17 protein-coding genes, 1 tRNA gene and 1 riboswitch are annotated in these 17,568 nt (G+C 43.6%); of the genes, 7 read left to right on the forward strand and 11 right to left on the reverse strand.

Going from position 1 to position 17,568, the window contains the following annotated elements; all coding sequences use genetic code 11:
* Positions 1 to 6: 6 nt before the first annotated feature.
* A complete protein-coding gene (locus tag V7R82_RS06640; protein ID WP_268444959.1) occupies positions 7 to 1,056 on the reverse strand; it encodes a sugar-binding transcriptional regulator in 1,050 nt (349 codons plus the stop codon).
* A 387-nt stretch (positions 1,057 to 1,443) separates the two neighbouring features.
* On the reverse strand, positions 1,444 to 1,914 hold the full coding sequence (locus tag V7R82_RS06645; RefSeq protein WP_306485980.1) for an S-ribosylhomocysteine lyase: 471 nt from the start codon (positions 1,912 to 1,914) through the stop codon (positions 1,444 to 1,446).
* Between the two features lie 225 nt (positions 1,915 to 2,139).
* Here V7R82_RS06645 and V7R82_RS06650 point away from each other — a divergent pair, with 225 nt between their 5' ends.
* The gene (locus V7R82_RS06650) at positions 2,140 to 2,802 is read left to right on the forward strand and encodes a hypothetical protein (protein ID WP_338542059.1); all 663 of its coding nucleotides are present in this window, start codon (positions 2,140 to 2,142) and stop codon (positions 2,800 to 2,802) included.
* A gap of 349 nt (positions 2,803 to 3,151) precedes the next feature.
* On the opposite strand, the gene V7R82_RS06655 is transcribed toward V7R82_RS06650, so the two are convergent.
* From V7R82_RS06655 to V7R82_RS06680, 6 genes are all read right to left on the reverse strand, one after another.
* Positions 3,152 to 3,973, reverse strand: coding sequence for a KilA-N domain-containing protein (locus V7R82_RS06655; protein WP_315271339.1), 822 nt, complete (start codon positions 3,971 to 3,973; stop codon positions 3,152 to 3,154).
* A 57-nt stretch (positions 3,974 to 4,030) separates the two neighbouring features.
* Positions 4,031 to 4,381: a hypothetical protein gene (locus V7R82_RS06660; protein WP_315271337.1), complete on the reverse strand. Its 351-nt coding sequence runs from the start codon at positions 4,379 to 4,381 to the stop codon at positions 4,031 to 4,033.
* A 220-nt stretch (positions 4,382 to 4,601) separates the two neighbouring features.
* Entirely contained in the window at positions 4,602 to 4,796 is a 195-nt protein-coding gene (locus V7R82_RS06665) for a hypothetical protein (RefSeq protein ID WP_315271335.1), read from the reverse strand.
* Positions 4,797 to 4,836: 40 nt separating this feature from the next.
* Complete coding sequence (locus tag V7R82_RS06670; protein WP_315271332.1) at positions 4,837 to 5,073, reverse strand: hypothetical protein; 237 nt, start codon at positions 5,071 to 5,073, stop codon at positions 4,837 to 4,839.
* 222 nt (positions 5,074 to 5,295) lie between these two features.
* Complete coding sequence (locus V7R82_RS06675) at positions 5,296 to 5,709, reverse strand: hypothetical protein (RefSeq protein ID WP_338542063.1); 414 nt, start codon at positions 5,707 to 5,709, stop codon at positions 5,296 to 5,298.
* A 128-nt stretch (positions 5,710 to 5,837) separates the two neighbouring features.
* Positions 5,838 to 5,925 (reverse strand) — tRNA-Ser (locus tag V7R82_RS06680).
* Positions 5,926 to 6,063: 138 nt separating this feature from the next.
* Positions 6,064 to 6,165, forward strand: a riboswitch (THF riboswitch).
* A gap of 59 nt (positions 6,166 to 6,224) precedes the next feature.
* Here V7R82_RS06680 and V7R82_RS06685 point away from each other — a divergent pair.
* The 3 genes from V7R82_RS06685 (at position 6,225) to V7R82_RS06695 (ending at position 8,119) form a co-directional block, all read left to right on the forward strand.
* A complete protein-coding gene (locus V7R82_RS06685) occupies positions 6,225 to 6,788 on the forward strand; it encodes a folate family ECF transporter S component (RefSeq protein WP_291428616.1) in 564 nt (187 codons plus the stop codon).
* An 80-nt stretch (positions 6,789 to 6,868) separates the two neighbouring features.
* Entirely contained in the window at positions 6,869 to 7,420 is a 552-nt protein-coding gene (locus V7R82_RS06690) for a GNAT family N-acetyltransferase (RefSeq protein WP_338542066.1), read from the forward strand.
* A 147-nt stretch (positions 7,421 to 7,567) separates the two neighbouring features.
* Positions 7,568 to 8,119 carry a GNAT family N-acetyltransferase gene (locus V7R82_RS06695; RefSeq protein WP_338542067.1) on the forward strand — a complete coding sequence of 184 codons (552 nt, stop codon included), beginning with the start codon at positions 7,568 to 7,570 and terminating at the stop codon, positions 8,117 to 8,119.
* 102 nt (positions 8,120 to 8,221) lie between these two features.
* On the opposite strand, the gene V7R82_RS06700 is transcribed toward V7R82_RS06695, so the two are convergent.
* Positions 8,222 to 9,574, reverse strand: coding sequence for an FAD-dependent oxidoreductase (locus tag V7R82_RS06700; RefSeq protein ID WP_070755277.1), 1,353 nt, complete (start codon positions 9,572 to 9,574; stop codon positions 8,222 to 8,224).
* A gap of 284 nt (positions 9,575 to 9,858) precedes the next feature.
* On the opposite strand from V7R82_RS06700, the gene V7R82_RS06705 reads away from it, so the two are divergent.
* Both V7R82_RS06705 and V7R82_RS06710 read left to right on the forward strand, forming a co-directional pair.
* Complete coding sequence (locus V7R82_RS06705; RefSeq protein WP_338542069.1) at positions 9,859 to 11,349, forward strand: flavocytochrome c; 1,491 nt, start codon at positions 9,859 to 9,861, stop codon at positions 11,347 to 11,349.
* A gap of 164 nt (positions 11,350 to 11,513) precedes the next feature.
* Positions 11,514 to 13,004, forward strand: a complete 1,491-nt coding sequence (locus V7R82_RS06710) for a helix-turn-helix domain-containing protein (RefSeq protein WP_338543755.1) — start codon at positions 11,514 to 11,516, stop codon at positions 13,002 to 13,004.
* Between the two features lie 83 nt (positions 13,005 to 13,087).
* Here the strand turns inward: V7R82_RS06710 and V7R82_RS06715 are convergent, their stop codons facing one another.
* Both V7R82_RS06715 and malQ read right to left on the reverse strand, forming a co-directional pair.
* The gene (locus V7R82_RS06715; protein ID WP_314211036.1) at positions 13,088 to 15,367 is read right to left on the reverse strand and encodes a glycogen/starch/alpha-glucan phosphorylase; all 2,280 of its coding nucleotides are present in this window, start codon (positions 15,365 to 15,367) and stop codon (positions 13,088 to 13,090) included.
* A gap of 127 nt (positions 15,368 to 15,494) precedes the next feature.
* Complete coding sequence (gene malQ, locus V7R82_RS06720) at positions 15,495 to 17,078, reverse strand: 4-alpha-glucanotransferase (RefSeq protein ID WP_338542071.1); 1,584 nt, start codon at positions 17,076 to 17,078, stop codon at positions 15,495 to 15,497.
* Positions 17,079 to 17,285: 207 nt separating this feature from the next.
* Between malQ and V7R82_RS06725 the strand changes: the two genes are divergently transcribed.
* Positions 17,286 to 17,534, forward strand: coding sequence for a hypothetical protein (locus V7R82_RS06725; RefSeq protein ID WP_314237150.1), 249 nt, complete (start codon positions 17,286 to 17,288; stop codon positions 17,532 to 17,534).
* The last annotated feature ends 34 nt before the right edge of the window (positions 17,535 to 17,568 follow it).

Genomic DNA, 17,568 nt, shown 5'->3' on the forward strand with positions numbered 1-17,568 from the left:
AAAAATTTATTTTAACGGGGTATTAGCCCCACTTAAAACCATGTTTGCGATTCCTTCATCACAGATTAAAACCCCATGATGTTGGATAAGTTTGTAGTAAGCCTCTACAGCGCGGGCCTTGCTAGCGCCGCCTACTACAGTAATCAAGAGAGGCACCTCACGCAAAGACTGGAATTGAATTCCAAATCTCGGTAACCGTAAGACCTCCTGGCCGCTTTGATTGAAAAATACCCCGAAGGCTTCTCCAACCGCATCTTGGTCCTTCAATAATCGCTTCTGATCCGCCGTTAAATCATGTCGTTCTGCCATCACATTGGCATTGCCGACCGATAACAAGAGCACATTGGCTGTCTTACTTAATTCAACAGCATGACGTATAGAAGGATTGTTGAGTAGTACTTGCGAAACTTGCTCACCGATATTCTCAGGGATAAAGAGTGGCACAAACTGACCATCTGTCTGTTTAGCCATCAAGCCCCCAATGTTGTTGGCTTGAATATCATAAGAACCCCCAACCCCGCCACGAGCAGGTACAAAGACCAGGTCTCTACCTTCTCCCAATTGAGGTGTGAATTCTTGGGCCACTTGAGCCAGGGTAGTTCCCCCGGTCATGGCTAGCACTTGACGTCCTGATTCTAGGTTCAAGGCCAGAAACTCTGCTACCTTGCGTCCTAGCCGGCTTCCAACCTTAGGATCGACATCGGCATCACCTTTGACAATCCAGACTTCTTGGAGCCCCAGCTTCTCCTTGACTCCTTGAGCCAACTCGAAGAACTCATGGTGATCATCTAAAGCCTGCTCCATGGCTTCCAAAACATCTAAGCCAATAGGCGTTAGCCGAATCCCCGACTGCTTGACATCCACCAAGCCCTGAGACCGCAAGCTATCCATCAAGGTTCGCAAGCTTCGCTCTGATAGGGCCACTTCCTCCGCTAGGGTCTTACGACCAATCCGCTCAGGATGTTGGGCCAAGGTCTTCATTATGCGCAATCGCTGTACTAATTCTTGGCCGACTTGCGGGACGACTTTCTCAATCAAAGAAAACATATCTCGCATCATCTGCCTCCTTTGGTCAAAGATTGACCATGCAAAGCTTCTCAGACTCCCGTCTTAAGAAGAATTGCTCCTTCTCTAACCTCTTTTATGATACCATTCTTATTCCTATAATGCAAATCTTAAACCGCATACAGTTTTATTTCTCACTAAATTTTCATCTGGTTTTGGTTGGTCCGAAAACGACCAATAAACAGGAAGTGCTTTCATGAAAATTACGCTATCATCGCCTTTTATGTCCTATAAGGAAGTCAGGATGGCAGGCTAACGCCCTACTCTCTCATACTAGGACCTAGTCCTTACCCTACCTTTCCTGTCGACAACATTTTTTTGATTCCTATCTTGGAGTAGACAAAAAGGACAGGTCGGTGCCTGTCCTTTTTATATAAATTAACGGATTACCTGATCACGGACAAAAGGATCCGTGCTAATACCTTGTTCTAAGACCAAACGGGCATATTCTTTGGCGCCCCAGAGTGAATGATCCTTGTAGTTACCGCATTCCTTAGCAGTGGCTGCCGGAATATCAGTAAAATCTTGGACCTTCTTCAAAACATTGGCTAGCGCTTGAGCCACTTCTGCTGGCGTGTGTTCATTCCAAATCACCATGTAATAACCAGTGCGGCAGCCCATTGGCGAAATATCCACGACCCCTTCCAACTCATCGCGTAAGTTAATGGCCAAATAGTGTTCCAGAGTATGGAGGGCTCCTGTAGGGATTGCGTCTTGGTTAGGTTGCAAGAAACGCATGTCATATTTTTGCAAGAGGGCTCCAGATTCGTGGCGCTCCGTGCCAGCTAGGCGGACATAAGGCGCCTTAACGGCATTATGATCCAGGGTAAAACTTTCTACTTGTGCCATAGTATTCCTTCTTTCTATCTTTCTTCAGCCAGAAATCCGTTTGTCAGTCCCTTTATAGGGAGCGAGGAAGTTTTCTTCCTATAAAATACGGGTCATTGCTAGTTACTATTATAGGTATTTTGCGACTTAACTTCAACCCGTCTGCTTGAGGATTTACTGATAGGCAAATTGGGGGAATTATGCTAGAATAAGAGGGTTGTGAAATCAAGAAAGGAACTTTAAATAATGTCTCAACCCCGCCCACTCACTCTCCAGGAAAAAATCTATTACCTGTCTATCTCAATCTTACTCAATACCTTTGGCAATGCTCTGACCATTTCCATGAATATGGGCTCTTCCATGTGGACCGCTGCCTCCGTCAATATTTCTAACTATTTTCCTATTCAACTGGGTACCGTCTTGCTCTGCAATGCCTTGTTAGGAATTATCTTGAATATTGTCATCGATAAGAAAATAGATATTCCTCTAATTATAGGAAATTTTGTCTTCATCTTCCCTTTTAGTGTCTTGGTCCAATTTTTTGTGCAAGGTATGGGCTGGCTAGGCTTGCCTAGTCTGCCGGTTTGGTTACGCCTGGTCTTGAATGTGGCCGGCATTTTCTTGATTGCTATTGCCATTTCCATCTATCAACGGGTCAATTGGATTATTCATCCTTTAGATGAATTGACAAACACCATCCGCTTCAAGTTCTGCAATGGCAACCCAGTACATGCGCAACTCCTAACCTTTTGCATCCCAATTGCCATGCTGATTATTATGTTCACCCTCTCCGGCCATCTCTATGCCGTTAACCTAGGCACCATCGCCGCCCTACTCTGCCAAGGCGCTTGGATTGGTTGGGCCGACAAACGCGTCTTCGCTAGCCTGCCGCATTATTTTAGAGATTAAAATGTCAAAAGCCATCCTTACGTGGGATGGCTTTTTTATCTGATATAACGGAGACGGTGGGGAGCACTCAAGCAAATCGGAACCGCGTCATTGGCCAGCAAAGAGCCCACTATTACCGGGGTACTTGTTGATTTGTTACCTATTGCTACTGATTGGCACTCCTCACTATCTAACCCGGTATCTAAACCAGTTTATATCCCACGGACGGTTGGGCGTATCAATTATGATGCGCTCTTTTTGTATCCTTTGGCATCAAGCATATGTAATAGATGAAGTAAATTAAGGAGAAGCACATATATCTTGCGATAGCCCCACTATAGCTCGCCAAAGTTTAGAAGTGGAGCTTATATTATTCTAAAGCCCTTAAATCGCGAAGGGCCTTCTGATTATTTTTCTGCAAAATGGCTTGTTGTTCCAGAGCTATTCTGTTCAATTCTCTCAAACGATGAGATACTGGCATTCCTTTTCTCAACATTTCCGAATTCAAAACTTGTAGATTATTCATAATCATCAGTTGTTCAATGCTTGAGTTGTCGCGCAGATTTCCTTTTTTATCAGGAAAATTCTGTTTAAATTCTTTAGCGGTCATCCCATATAAAGCCATATTAAGGATATCAGCTTCGGTTGCATAGGTGTATTTAATCTGATTGCTAGTCAATTGCGGTGTGATTAAGTGTTCTTTAACAGCATCTGTGTGTATTGAATAATTCAGCTTAGCTATATACCTATTGGTGCGCCATTCAAGCTGCTCTTTATAGCTTTCCTCTTGTTTTAATCGCTGATAATCTTGGATAATATATAGTTTGAATTCTGGTGATACCCAAGAAGCGAATTCAAAGGCTATATCGGAATGCGCGTATGTTCCTCCGTATCTTCCTGAGGACGACTTTATTCCGATTGCATTCATCTTTTCTATCCACTGCTTGGGAGTCATAATTAATCGACCGGGCTTATTTCTAACCGATTGGAATTCCAATCGGTTAAAATCGTCATTGTGCATTTTCTCCCATGTATATAAAAAATCAATCGTTGCATACGAGCTTAACCAGTTTGTAATTACAATTCGTGGGTCTTCGCTATTTTTGTATTTAGCTATATCTGTCAGGCTAATATAATTGGTGTCCTTAGATAATAGTGAAATTTCGTTCCCATCAGCATTTATTTTTACCATTAGATAAACCTCCTCCGCCCATTTGGGCGTTTAAATTATATATATCAATATTTCGGCCTAATACTGTAGCCAAGCTTGGCGGGCTTCATCCCAATACCATCGACCACCGTTTTCTGGCTGTGTTTCGTTGTCGAAGTAGTTTTCTACTGGGTCTACTTGATTGATTGGATCATCTGATGGGCCCCAAGCGTTTCTATACATAGGGTTCATGATAAGCGTTCCATCTTCATCCTCTGAATACGCCTTATATTGGTCCTCTCCGCTAAACACTTCCTCGGCCGACTTATACTGACCAGGCGAAATAAGAGTCGCTCCTGGTGGCAAAATCTCACCATTAAGGCCTCCACTAATGCCACCATTAAATCCTATTGCCAATATCAATATAACAAGAGCTTGTATAAATTCCATTACTTCCTCCCCCACCCTTTGGGGCGTTTTTTTATTCTCCTCATATTACAAAAAATGGACGGATACAAAGTACCCGTCCTAGCCCTATAGGCAATATCTGATAATAGTCCTAAAGACTCTACATATGTGTTATCAGATTCGAGTACTTTAGTCAAAATACATTAAGAACGAAATACCCAATTCATGGGCACAAGTAAAAGACCACTAAAAGGTGCTAGAATTAGACGACCATACGACCAATGAGTTCGTAGGCCTTTTCTTCTGTTATTTCATCGAAATCGACGTAGTCACTTACAAGGATTTTATCAAACCAGTAAAAGCTAGCTTTCCATCCATCCTCATAAACGTACATAGTATCAACATCAAATTTGAGTACTTTAAGGTTTTCAGTTGTAGTCACATAGTACTTTTTCATTTTAATCACCTTATTTCGATTTGATTCTATCTATACTCCTCTAAAAGGTGCTTGTAGTTAATTTATTAGATGTTAAAATCTCTACTTCGAGCCCTGATAAGCTCTCATCAATCTTTTTGTCTAACAGTACCGATTGCCTGTCTCCAAAGCCGAAATTTCTAATTTTATAAACAAAGTCTCCAATTTTTAAGAAATCACCAGGAGTCGCCATAAGGGGTGTTTCTGATAGAACCACAACAGAACCAATCGGAGATTGGTAGATACCTTCAATTTTCATGATGCACCAACTCCTTCTATTGATTCCCAATACTTTATGGGGATATTATACTCTTTTCTACCGTAAATAAAAAGAGCGAATCTTATTGATTCGCTTAATCGTTTCGTCTTCGGTTACTCGCATAAGAGAGTCTTGGAGTGACGCTCGTTTCAGCCAGTAGTTGTGGCTAACCATCGATTACCACTCCTTATCCTCTATACATTACCATGCGAGACTTTCTTCTTATTCTTGGCCACTTAGCATCTTTTCTAGACTCCAGAGGGTTACAGGACTAGAAAGACGGTCAAACGATACACTATCAGCAATGCCGTAAGGTCGAAACTCTCTTAATTCAGCATTCAATTCAGCCTGGTAGAGGCGAACAGCCATCGAGATTTCATTCTGTAGACCAAACAAAGTACTGAAGGCTTGTTTTAGAACTTCTCCTTTTTCTTCCTTGACGAGCCTCACATAAGTATCCAAATTTTCCTGTTTACCTACCTCCAATTGACAATAAAGGCTACCGGACAAGTCCATAATTTGCGCTTCTAAATCATATTTGGCTTTGGCTAACTCTTTATTAATCTCACTGATTTCAAATTTGATACTGATAGCTTTTCGGCCTTGTTTTGGTTCTGCTTGAAAATCTCGTTCCATTAGGAAAGTATGCTAATTTCTGAGAAAGCTAAAGAAAAAGCTAAAGAAAAACGAAAAGTAGACTTATCACCTGTTGCCTCAAACATTGATTTATCAACGTTTTAACAGAGTGATAAGCCCTTATCTTACGGAGACGGTGGGATTCGAACCCACGTGCCGGTTGCCCGACAAAATGATTTCGAGTCATTCCCGTTACGGCCTCTTCGGTACGTCTCCGGAACAAGCCTATTATAGCACCGGAATTCTCAGTCTGCAAGGCTTGACAAAGGCCCCTTTTATCCCTATGCTTAGGAGGTTAGAACCCTAATCTAGAAGAAGGAGGTTATGGCAAGAAGGGCGCTGACACCAACTAACACCAGAGTAAGAAAAGAAGCGTTAAGTGATAGCGAGATGGAATGTTGCTCCTATACGAAAAAATGCTGGACATTTTGCGGTTTCTTTTCTGCATTCGCTGCATTTAATTGGTTCTGTCAGTTAAATGAAGCAACTCGCTAAATTAAGGAGATGCTATTAAAATGGAAAATCAAGTATACCGCCGTAAAGGCGCCGTCACCACCCTACAGTTAACTACCCTGGCCATCTTGTTGGCTATTCGCTTCGCCTTGGATTACCTACCAGAAATCGATTTAGGCGTTACCAAAATGGGTTTTGGCTTTGTGGGGGCTGCCTTGACTGGCGCAATTGCCGGACCAATCCCTGCCATGATTCTTGGCGCTGCCCACGATATTCTCAAATTCGCCTTGGGTGGTGCTAAAGGTGTCTACTTCCCCGGTTACACCCTAACGGCCATTGTCGGCGGATTGATTTATGGGCTTGGCCTTCACCGCCAAACTAAGACCCCTCTTCGAATCTTCCTGACCGTCTTGGCTGTCACCCTCATCTGTAACTTGGGACTTAATACCCTCTGGACCATGATGGTTCAGAAAAAAGCTATCATGGCTATCTTGCCAGTACGTTTCTACAAAAATATGGCTTCCCTAGTGGTCAATTCAGTCGTCCTCTATTACCTCTTCAATAACGAGCCAGTCAAACGACTGATTGAACAGATTCAATTTCCTAGCCTTTTGCGCAAGCAATAAAACTAGCCAAGACAGTCCATCTGTCTTGGCTTTTTCCCTTTCTAAGTGTATAATCAATTCCAAAGAAAGGAGGCTTGCCCATGAAAGCCATTGGAACCCAAACTCTCATCACAGAAGACCTTATTTTACGACGATTTGAACTGTCAGATGCGCCTGCCATGTTCAGCAACTGGGCGGGCCGTCCCGACAATGTCACCTACCTAACCTGGCCAGCTCACGCCGACTTAAGCGTCACTCAAGCCACCCTAGAGCGTTGGGTAGCGGCCTATCAAGACGGCGACAGCTTTAAATGGGCTATCACCCTCAAATCCCAACCTGATCAAGTCATTGGCGATATTAGTGGCGTCGGCTATGAGCCTGCCACCAATTCCATAACCATTGGCTATGTCCTAGGACGAGATTACTGGGGCAAAGGCTACATGACCCAGGCCCTCATTGCGGTCAGTCGTTTCTTCTTGCAAGAAGCAGACATCAATCGACTTAGTGCCACCCACGACACTGCCAACCCGGGTTCTGGACGCGTCATGCAAAAGGCTGGCTTCCACTTCGAAGGCATCCTACGCCAAGCCGGACATAACAACCAGGGCATTGTGGACTCCGCCCACTATAGCCTGCTCAAAACTGATTTATAGGCAGACAAAATTCCCATTATATCATATATGATATAATGGGAATTTTTCTTGTCCCCTCCATCCCACAAACTAGCCAAGACAGCACCTCTGTCTTGGCTTTTTTCTTTCTTGGGCGTATAATCAAGGTCAAAGAAAGGAGGCTTGCTTATGAAAGCCATTGGAACCCAAACTCTCATCACAGAAGACCTTGTTTTACGACGATTTGAACTATCAGATGCGCCTGCCATGTTCAACAACTGGGCGGGCCGTCCCGACAATGTCACCTACCTGATCTGGCCGGCTCATGCCGACTTAGACGTCACTCAAACCATCCTAGAGCGTTGGGTAGCGGCCTATCAAGACGGAGGTACCTTTATATGGGCCATCACTCTCAAATCCCAGCCTGACCAAGTCATTGGCGATATTAGTGCCCTCGACTATGTGCCTGGCACCAATTCCATGACCATAGGCTATGTCCTAGGACGAGATTACTGGGGCAAAGGCTACATGACCCAAGCCCTCATTGCGGTCAGCCGATTCCTCTTGCAAGAAGCAGACCTCAATCGACTTATTGCCACCCATGACACTGCCAATCTTGGATCTGGTCGCGTCATGCAAAAGGCCGGCTTCCACTTCGAAGGCATCCTACGCCAAGCCATGCATAACAACCAAGGCATTGTGGATTCCGCCCACTATAGCCTGCTCAAATCTGATTTATAGGCAGACAAAAAATCCCATTATATCATATATGATATAATGGGATTTTTAATTTACCCCGAGTACCCATAAAAAAAGAGACTGGCAAGGCCAGTCCATTTGCTATTAAGCGTTAAGTTTGCGTTCTTGTTCAACTGCAGCTTGAGCTAAGATGTTGAGGTAGTTCCAAGGACGGTCAAAGACAGGTTGGAAGAAGAAGTCAACATAAGCCAAGTCTTCAATGGTCATCTTGTTTTGGATAGCCAAGGACAAGGTGTTAGCAGAAGCGGTACAGTCGTATTTAGACATTACTTGCCCACCTACGATACGGTTAGTCCCTACTTCGTAAACTAACTTCATGTAGATTTTCTCGTTTGTTGGCATGAATTCTGGACGGTAGTTATCCACCACGTATACTGAACGAGTATCTAAACCGAAGTGCTTAGCAGAGCCTTCGTTAACCCCAGTTGAACCGATGTTCCAACCGAAGAGGTGGAGACCTGAAGTTGATTGAGTCCCGCGGTAACGAACTTTGTCGCCTGCGATGTTTTTACCAACCAAAGCACCCATACGCACAGCGTTAGTTGCTAATGGAATGTAAGCATGACCGCCATTAGGGTTGTAGTTAACCGCACAAGAGTCACCCGCTGCAAAAACATCAGGATGGCTAGTCTTCATGTAGTCGTCAACGATGATGGCACCGTTAGGCATGGTTTCAACTTGGTCTTTAACTAAGTCAGTGTTTGGACGGAAACCTACACAGAGGATTACCATGTCAGCTTCGTATTCGCCACCAGTGGTTACCACTTTCTTCACGACGCCGTTTTCGCCTTTGAAGCCTTGAACCATTTCGTTAAGGCGTACTTCAACGCCACGGTTACGCAAGTCTTCTTCTAAGACATCCGTGAATTCTGGGTCTAAGTATTTGTTCAAGATACGGTCTAAACCGTCAAGCAAGGTAACGTCTTTACCTTCTAAGTTGAAGGCTTCAACGAGTTCAATCCCGATGTAGCCCCCACCGATTACTACCACTTTTTGCTTGTCAGTCTTCTTAGCGAAGATTTCTTTAGCTTGGTTGTAGTTCTTGCAGAGTTGAACGTTTTCTAAGTCTAAACCTTCTAATGGTGGGATGATTGGCCAAGAACCAGTCGTTACCACTAACTTGTCAAAAGTTTCATCGAATTCTTCACCAGTTTTGAGGTTCTTAACGCGTAAGGTCTTAGCCTTCAAGTCAGCCTCTAAAACATCGTGTTCCATGTTGACTTTAGCGCCTAAAGAACTTAATTCTTCTGGGCTTGAGTAGAAGAGCCCTTGAGGGTCTTTCACAACCCCACCAACGTATAAGGCAATCCCACATGACAAGAAGGATACGTTATCGTTACGTTCGTAAACAACAACTTCCGCTTCTGGGTGATCATTTAAAATAGTTTTAACAGATGCTGTTCCCGCATGAGTACAGCCAACTACTACTACTTTCATATTTTTCTTCCTCCTTAAGATATTGCTTAGCAACAGATATATAATACCACACAAACAGCAAAAAAGGTAGCCTTTTAAGCTCTTTAAAGCAAGTTTTTTGAGCGTTTACATCCCTGATTTAACAAGACTCTTATCCACCTTGCTTTCACAAAGTTTTTCATTTTGCCCTGTTTACTGGAAAAGGTGTTTTTTTCTGTCTTTTTCCGGTAAAAGATTGAAATTTAAGCCAAAATTCTGTATAATATAATAAGATAATTAAATCACAAAAGGAGATGTCAGTTCACATGCGTAAAAAATTATCTATCCTTTTCGCAGCTTTGTTCTTGGTCTTTGCTAGCCTCGGTCACACCTTGTCTGTCTTAGCCCAAGAATCTTCCAAGCCCGATACAACTTCAGGAGCGTCCGAGAAAAAATATACGGATCCAGCTGAACTTAAGGAAAGTTACGACGTAGTCGTTGTCGGTTCCGGTGGTGGCGGTTTGGCCGCAGCAATCGCAGCCCATGACGCTGGAGCCAACGTTGCAATTTTCGAAAAAATGCCAATCGTGGGTGGGAATACTAGCAAGTCTTCTGCTGGGATGAACGCTAGCGAAACCAAATTCCAAAAGGAAGCTGGTATTGAAGACTCTAACGACAAGTTCTACGAAGAAACCTTCAAAGGCGGGAAAGAAAAGAACGATCCAGAATTGCTTCGCTTCTTAGTAGACCACTCTGCTAGCGCCATTGATTGGTTAGACTCTATGAACATTAAGTTGGATAACTTGACCACTACCGGTGGGATGAGCGTTAAGCGTACACACCGTCCATCAGATGGTTCTGCAATTGGGGGCTACTTAGTAGAAGGCCTCTATGCTAACGTCACTGAGCGTAAGATTCCAACCTTCGTTAACTCTGACGTAACTGAAATCACTGAAGAAAATGGCGCAGTTTCTGGTGTCAAAGTAACGGTTGAAGGCCAAGAAAAAACCATCAAATCTAAGGCCGTTGTCTTAGCAACAGGTGGTTTCGGGGCTAACTTAGACATGGTCAGCCAACTTAAGCCAGAACTCAAAGGCTTTGTTACAACTAACCAAGAAGGTTCCCAAGGGGACGGTATCAAGATGGCCGAAAAATTGGGCGCACAAACCGTTGACATGGATCAAATCCAAATCCACCCTTCTGTTGAACAAAAGACTTCTTACTTAATCACTGAAGCCGTTCGTGGTGAAGGTGCTATCTTAATCAACCAAGAAGGTAAACGTTTCTTCAACGAACTAGAGACCCGTGACAAGGTTTCTGCTGCCATTATCGGCCAAGAAGGAAAAGCAGCTTATGTAGTCTTCGACGAAGCTCTTAAGGGACGCGTTAAAGCCATCAACCAATACGAATCTAAAGGTTTAGTTGTCAAAGGTGATACCATTGAAGACTTGGCTAAGGAAATTGGTGTGGACCCAGCTAACTTAAAAGCTAGCATGGAAACTTGGAACAAGGCTGTTGCTGATAAGAAGGACGAAGAATTTGGCCGGACTACCGGGATGGACAACGACTTGTCACAAGCACCATACTACGCGATTAAAATCGCACCAGGGATTCACCACACCATGGGTGGTCTCAAGATTAACACTAACGCGCAAGTCCTCAACAAGGAAAACCAACCAATCAAAGGTTTGTACGCTTCTGGTGAAGTAACTGGTGGGGTTCACGGTGCTAACCGTATCGGTGGTAACGCCGTTGCCGACATCATTATCTTCGGTCGCCAAGCTGGTGAACAATCTGCTGCCTTTGTCAAAGAATAAGGCCAGCTCACGCCTCCCTTTTGGGAGGTGTTTTTGTATGCTTAGAAGCTTTCAAATTGGCCTGTTTTTTTCGTGGTTTCGGGTCATCTTTTTTCCGCAAGCAAACATTTTTATGATATAATTAGTAAGAATTCGTCAGTACAAATTTTAAGGGGGCCATCATTATCGAAAAGTTACTTTCCAAGACGCACAAGCGTCAACTTCAGTTATTAAATATCCTCCACGCTTCCGATAACGCCCTGCCATTAGACCAACTGGCTGAGACCCTCGACTGTTCTACCCGTATCTTGAAGGAAGACCTCCAGCAAATCGCCAGTAATCTGCCACAGTATGAGATTTCAGTCCAGCCTGATGGCGCTAAAATGGTCAATCGCTTCACAGTCGACATCAACCTTGCCTACCAATTCTACTTGGCTAACTCTGTCCACTTCCAAGTCTTAGAATACCTCTTCTTCCACCCCCATACTGAAATGGAAGAGATCCTCGAGCACTTTTTCATGAGTTACCCTACCTTCTACCGTACCATCCGCCGTATTAACCGTTGGTTTAATGGCCTCTATAATATTCAGGTATCTACCAAACCGCTGGCCATCACGGGTAATGAGAATGAGATTCGCTTCTTCTTTGGTCAGTACTTTGCAGAGCGCTATCCATCAACTACTTGGCCTTTTGAAGATATCAAAGAATCACATGTAGATAAATTCGTGGCCACCTTCATCAAGATTCTTAACCGCCCATTAGATTTCTCCCTCTACTATCTAATTAAGCGCGCAACCATTATCAACATCAAGCGTCACTACTTCAAATGGGACCTCCCCCTTCACAAAACTAATCTCTCAAGTCGTTTTGCCCAAGCCTTGGCGCAAAAAGCGGACCAAGAATTCGTTCGATCCTTATCGGACTATGTGGGAGAGCCTTTGGGAGATATCGTGCTGTCTAACCTTCTTTACCCATTCTTGCGTGAAGATTTTTTCTATAATTTTGAAGATATGCTCGTGGCCTCTCGTTTATATGCCACAATCCACACTTCGCTGATTCAGGCCCAACAAATGATTGAGGATATCCGTCAACATTTCGATCTCAAAATTAGCAATCCAGAAGTTCTCACCATCCTCTTCCATAACGCGTCCTCCGTCGAATGTTACGAGGTATTCGCTAAATCACAAATTTTCCGACGCCGCGCTACATGGATGAGTCATCTCTATGATGATTTTCCAGACTTTTACGGTTATATTGAGAAAGCTGTTATTCAATACAGACAAGCAAATAAGCTGCATACAAATCCTGAAATTATCCGATACTTAATCTATACCATCTTCTCAACTTGGTCAGAATTAATCCCTCAGCTTATGACATGTCAGAAGAAGATTAGAGTGGGTATCTTCAGCAGCATTAATTCCTCTCATTCCTTGATGATTCGAGACCTCTTGACTTGTTCTTGTTCCCAGCAACTAGAATTTCATGCACCCCAGGTCCTCTATCAAAATGTCCACGAGATTATACGTACTGAGTATGATGTCATCCTCAGTAATGTGCCTATTCCGCAATTACAATCTAAATTATTTATCAACATTAATGCGATTTCCATTGAGGCCCTAATCGAACGACTGAATAATATTGGCAATGAGCTTGCTCAGTGCCCTCAAGAAAGTTAATAAATAGCCGGAAGACATAAGTCCTCCGGCTATTTTGTTATATAAAAGAAAGCTGGGATAAACCCAGCTTTCTAATTAATCGATTAGTCGATTTCTACACGGTTTTCTTTCAAGTGCCAGATATCGCGGTTGTATTCTGCGATGGTCCGGTCAGATGAGAAGAAGCCAGCTTTAGCAATGTTAATCAAGGCTTTCTTGTTCCATTCAGTACGGTTTTCGTAGTCAGCCAACATTTTTTCCTTAACTTGGATGTATTCTTCCAAGTCGATTAAGGTCATGAACCAGTCTTTGCTGATTAATTCATGATGTAGACGGCTGAGGCGTTCTTCGTTCCCTGCTGCTAACATCTTATCGCTCACGATGAAGTCAACTAATGGGCGAATCGCGTCATGCTCGTAGTAGTCACGCGCTACATAACCTTGAGTTTCGTAGAGCTTGATGATTTCATCACTGTGCTTACCGAAGATGTAGATATTGTCATCACCAACTAATTCGTGGATTTCCACGTTAGCCCCATCTTCAGTCCCTAAGGTCAAGGCCCCGTTCAACATGAACTTCATGTTACCAGTACCACTTGCTTCCTTAGAAGCCAAGGAGATTTGCTCAGAAATGTTACATGCTGGAATCAAGTATTGAGCACGTTCCACGTTATAGTTTTCAATCATTACCAATTGTAAGTGTGGGCTTACTTCTGGATCATTGGCAATTACTTCAGACAAGGTCAAGATTAAGTGAATGACATCTTGCGCGATTGTATAAGCTGGTGCAGCCTTCCCACCGAAGAAAACAGTCAATGGGGTTGCTGGAATGTTGCCGGCTTTAATATCTAAGTACTTGTTAATCACATAAAGAGCGTTCATTTGTTGACGCTTGTACTCGTGCATACGCTTGATTTGGATGTCAAAAATAGAGTGCTCGTTAATGTCTACACCTTGCACTTCCTTGAGGTAGTGTTTGAGGTGGAGCTTGTTGTTGAACTTGATAGACTCTAACTTATCTAAGACCGCTTGATCATTGACATAGTTGAGTAAGCCTTCTAATTCAGCAGTGTGGTGCCATTGACGACCAATCAAGGAGTCGATGTAGTCAGACAATTCCTTGTTAGCGTCCATGATCCAACGACGGAAGGTAATCCCGTTGGTCTTGTTGTTGAATTTCTCTGGGTAGATTTCGTAGAAGGCATGTAATTCTGACTTCTTCAAGATGTCTGTATGCAGAGCTGCAACCCCGTTTACAGAGAAGCCGTAGTGGATTGACAAGTGAGCCATGTGAACACGGTCAAATTGGTCGATGATTTGTACTGCGTCGTTATCTGGGAATTGTGCTTTAATACGAGCATCCAAGTTACGGATAATCGCCATCACGTTAGGAATTACTTCTTCCAAGAAGGATACAGGCCATTTTTCTAAGGCTTCAGCCAAGATTGTGTGGTTAGTGAAGGCAGTCATAGAACGAACGATTTCTACTGCTTCATCGAACTCAATCCCGCGTTCGCCTAAGAGACGAATCATTTCTGGGATAACCAAGGCTGGGTGAGTATCGTTAATTTGGATAACTGCGTAGTCTGCCAAGTCGTGTAAGTTGCTGCCCTTAGCGACTGCTTCTTCCAAGATCAATTGAGCCCCGTTAGATACCATGAAGTATTGTTGGTAAATACGTAATACTTCACCTGCGTGGTCAGAATCATCTGGATAGAGGAAGAGGGTCAAGTTCTTCTCGATGTCGTGTTTGTCGAAGGAAATGCCATCTTCAATAATGTCAGAAGTCACGCTGTCTAAGTCGAAGAGACGGAGACGGTTACGTTTGGTTTGTTTGTAACCTAATACGTCGATATCATAAAGGGTAGAATGCAAGGAGAACTTGCGGAAAGGAACAGTATAAGCCTTCTTGCTTTTGATAGTCCAGTCATCACCAGTCAACCAAGCATCTGGAATAGTCGTTTGTTGGTTGTCTTTGAACACTTGACGGAAGAGCCCGAAGTGGTAGTTCAAACCAACCCCGTCCCCGTTGATCCCTAATTTGGTGATAGAGTCAACGAAGCAGGCAGCCAAACGACCCAAGCCCCCGTTACCTAAGGAAGGTTCATTTTCAGCTTGTTCGATATCCATGATAGATTTGCCGTGAGCTTGTAACTCAGCGTTCACTTCATCGTAGATACCTAAGTTCAAGAGGTTGTTGCTCAAGAGCTTCCCGATTAAGAACTCTGCAGAGAAGTAGTAGAGTTTTTTCTTGTCATCGTGAGTTGGTAATTCGCGAGATTTGTCACGCGTAATATCTAAAAGGGCTTTGTAAAGTTCTGCATCGTTACAAGCATCAATTGATTTATTGAAAAGCTTGTTAGTATAGTTTTCTAAAATAGTCATGTTTAACTCCTTATTTTGATTAGGCCGTAAGCCTCAATGATCTTTCTGATTAACAGGTAGGCAAGCAAGAGGTGTTAGAAGAAATCTCCTAACACCGGCCACATTTATTTACGGGTCTTGCTTGGTATTACTTAGTTGTAGGCTTTTTGGCCTTTTTAACTTCAGTAGTCTTAGTTGACTTAGTCTCTCCCGCTACTTCAGCCTCTTCACTTGCTGCCTTGAAGGCAGGATTCAAACGGCAGTAGGTAGTTGTCAACTCCAATAATTCTTCCGCTAATTGGTCAGTCAAAGCATCTGACTTCATACGCCATTTCCAGTTGTTACCTAAGGTAGATGGCACGTTCATACGCGCTTCGTTACCTAAGTTCAACAAGTCTTGCATGGTGTAGATTGCCATCTTGCTGACAGCAGCAGCAATCCCACGGTTGAGGGCATGAGAAACTGTTTCATCTTCCCCACGTCTCATGTAGGCATTGAAGAATTCGCGTGATGCCTCATCAGCTGAATCTTGGAACCAGCCCAAGCCTGTTTCGTTATCGTGGGTTCCCACATAACATACAGAATTATAGACGTAATTGTGAGGTAAATCAACTGAATCCCCTCCGCCAAAACCAAATTGCATGATTTTCATGCCTGGGAAGCCGGTTTCATCCCGCATATCAATTACTTCCTGAGTCATGAAACCTAAATCTTCAGCAATAATCTTCACGTCGCCTAATTCCTTGCGAATAGCACGGAAGAGGTCGCTACCTGGGCCTTTGACCCATTCACCATTGATAGCAGTGGTGTCGCCAAATGGAATTTCCCAGTAGGACTCGAAGCCACGGAAGTGGTCAATCCGGACTACATCGTAGAGCTTGAAGCTTTCCTTAAGGCGAGTAATCCACCAAGCATAACCGTCAGCCTTCATAGCGTCCCAGTTATAGATTGGGTTACCCCAGAGTTGGCCGTCAGCGGTAAAGGCATCTGGTGGGCAACCAGCAACAACACTTGGTTGGTGATCTTTAGATGTCTTGAAGTAATGTGGGGTCATCCACATTTCAACACTATCCGCTGCAACATAGATTGGCATGTCCCCAATAATCTCAATGTGTTGAGCATTGGCATATTTCTTAAGTGCCTGCCATTGGATGTTGAAGAAGTATTGTACTACCCGGTGGTAGGTCAACACATCCGCTAATTGTTGACGCAAATGAACGATGGTCGCTTCATCGCGCAAGGTAGCTTTTGGATCCCATTGGAACCATGGCTTAAGATCATAGTGCTCCTTGATCGCCATGTATTCACAGTAAGGCTCCAACCATTCATAGTTGTCCGCCAAGAATTGTTGGTAGTCCTTCTTGTCAGCTTTAGCCAAGAAGTTAGCGACTGCCTTTTCCAAGATTGGACGACGTTCTGTATAGACCTTGGCATAGTCCACATATTCTGGATGGTCACCGAAGTCTACCCCAGCATAATCAGCTTCTGTCAGCCAGCCCGCTTCAACTAGGAGATCCAAGTCGATAAAGTGAGTGTTGCCGGCAAAGGCAGAGAATGATTGATAAGGGGAGTCTCCATAAGACGTGGTCCCTAGAGGCAAAATTTGCCAGTATTGTTGGCCTGTTTTTGCCAGAAAATCGACAAAATCATAGGCTGATTGCCCGAAAGACCCAATCCCAAACTTAGATGGGAGAGATGATATATGAAGGAGTACGCCACTCGTACGTTGCATACCCAAACCTCCTTTGCATATTTTCTTTTTTGACAACTCTAATTATACGCAAACGGTATGCAAGTGCAATGCCTTTGCCTGATGTTCTCGGTATCAGAATATCAGTCATTAGAACTGGTTTCAAACCTTACAAGCAAATCCCTTGTTTCCTAGGATTAGAGGGCTTACAATAACCCTAAAGATCATTTATTAGAGGAGGATTAATTTATGAGCCAACCTACCCTATTTTTTAGTGACAAATGCCCCGATACCCAAGCTTTTGTAGCTGGACTTGAAGCTCGTGGTATCCGCTATGATGCAGTCAATATTACGAATTCCATGCGGGAACTCAAGGCCTTTCTCCACTTACGTGATAGCCGACCAGAGTTTCAAGCTGTTAAAGATGGCGCAAGAGTGGGCGTCCCTGTATTACTTAAGGAAGACGGCAGCCTCCATTTTAGCTTGGACAGCCTCTAAGCTAACTTCCTATATCAAAAAAACTGGGACTTAT

The sequence above is a fragment of the Abiotrophia defectiva ATCC 49176 genome, from assembly GCF_037041345.1.
In the GTDB taxonomy this organism is placed as follows: Bacteria; Bacillota; Bacilli; order Lactobacillales; family Aerococcaceae; genus Abiotrophia.

Coding starts and splice junctions, on each gene's coding strand:
- V7R82_RS06645 (WP_306485980.1), bottom strand. CDS start 1,914: ATGGCACAAGTAGAAAGTTTTACCCTGGATCATAATGCCGTTAAGGCG.
- V7R82_RS06650 (WP_338542059.1), top strand. CDS start 2,140: ATGTCTCAACCCCGCCCACTCACTCTCCAGGAAAAAATCTATTACCTG.
- V7R82_RS06685 (WP_291428616.1), top strand. CDS start 6,225: ATGGAAAATCAAGTATACCGCCGTAAAGGCGCCGTCACCACCCTACAG.
- V7R82_RS06655 (WP_315271339.1), bottom strand. CDS start 3,973: ATGGTAAAAATAAATGCTGATGGGAACGAAATTTCACTATTATCTAAG.
- V7R82_RS06705 (WP_338542069.1), top strand. CDS start 9,859: ATGCGTAAAAAATTATCTATCCTTTTCGCAGCTTTGTTCTTGGTCTTT.
- V7R82_RS06715 (WP_314211036.1), bottom strand. CDS start 15,367: ATGACTATTTTAGAAAACTATACTAACAAGCTTTTCAATAAATCAATT.
- V7R82_RS06700 (WP_070755277.1), bottom strand. CDS start 9,574: ATGAAAGTAGTAGTAGTTGGCTGTACTCATGCGGGAACAGCATCTGTT.
- V7R82_RS06670 (WP_315271332.1), bottom strand. CDS start 5,073: ATGAAAATTGAAGGTATCTACCAATCTCCGATTGGTTCTGTTGTGGTT.
- V7R82_RS06675 (WP_338542063.1), bottom strand. CDS start 5,709: ATGGAACGAGATTTTCAAGCAGAACCAAAACAAGGCCGAAAAGCTATC.
- malQ (WP_338542071.1), bottom strand. CDS start 17,078: ATGCAACGTACGAGTGGCGTACTCCTTCATATATCATCTCTCCCATCT.
- V7R82_RS06660 (WP_315271337.1), bottom strand. CDS start 4,381: ATGGAATTTATACAAGCTCTTGTTATATTGATATTGGCAATAGGATTT.
- V7R82_RS06640 (WP_268444959.1), bottom strand. CDS start 1,056: ATGCGAGATATGTTTTCTTTGATTGAGAAAGTCGTCCCGCAAGTCGGC.
- V7R82_RS06690 (WP_338542066.1), top strand. CDS start 6,869: ATGAAAGCCATTGGAACCCAAACTCTCATCACAGAAGACCTTATTTTA.
- V7R82_RS06725 (WP_314237150.1), top strand. CDS start 17,286: ATGAGCCAACCTACCCTATTTTTTAGTGACAAATGCCCCGATACCCAA.
- V7R82_RS06695 (WP_338542067.1), top strand. CDS start 7,568: ATGAAAGCCATTGGAACCCAAACTCTCATCACAGAAGACCTTGTTTTA.
- V7R82_RS06665 (WP_315271335.1), bottom strand. CDS start 4,796: ATGAAAAAGTACTATGTGACTACAACTGAAAACCTTAAAGTACTCAAA.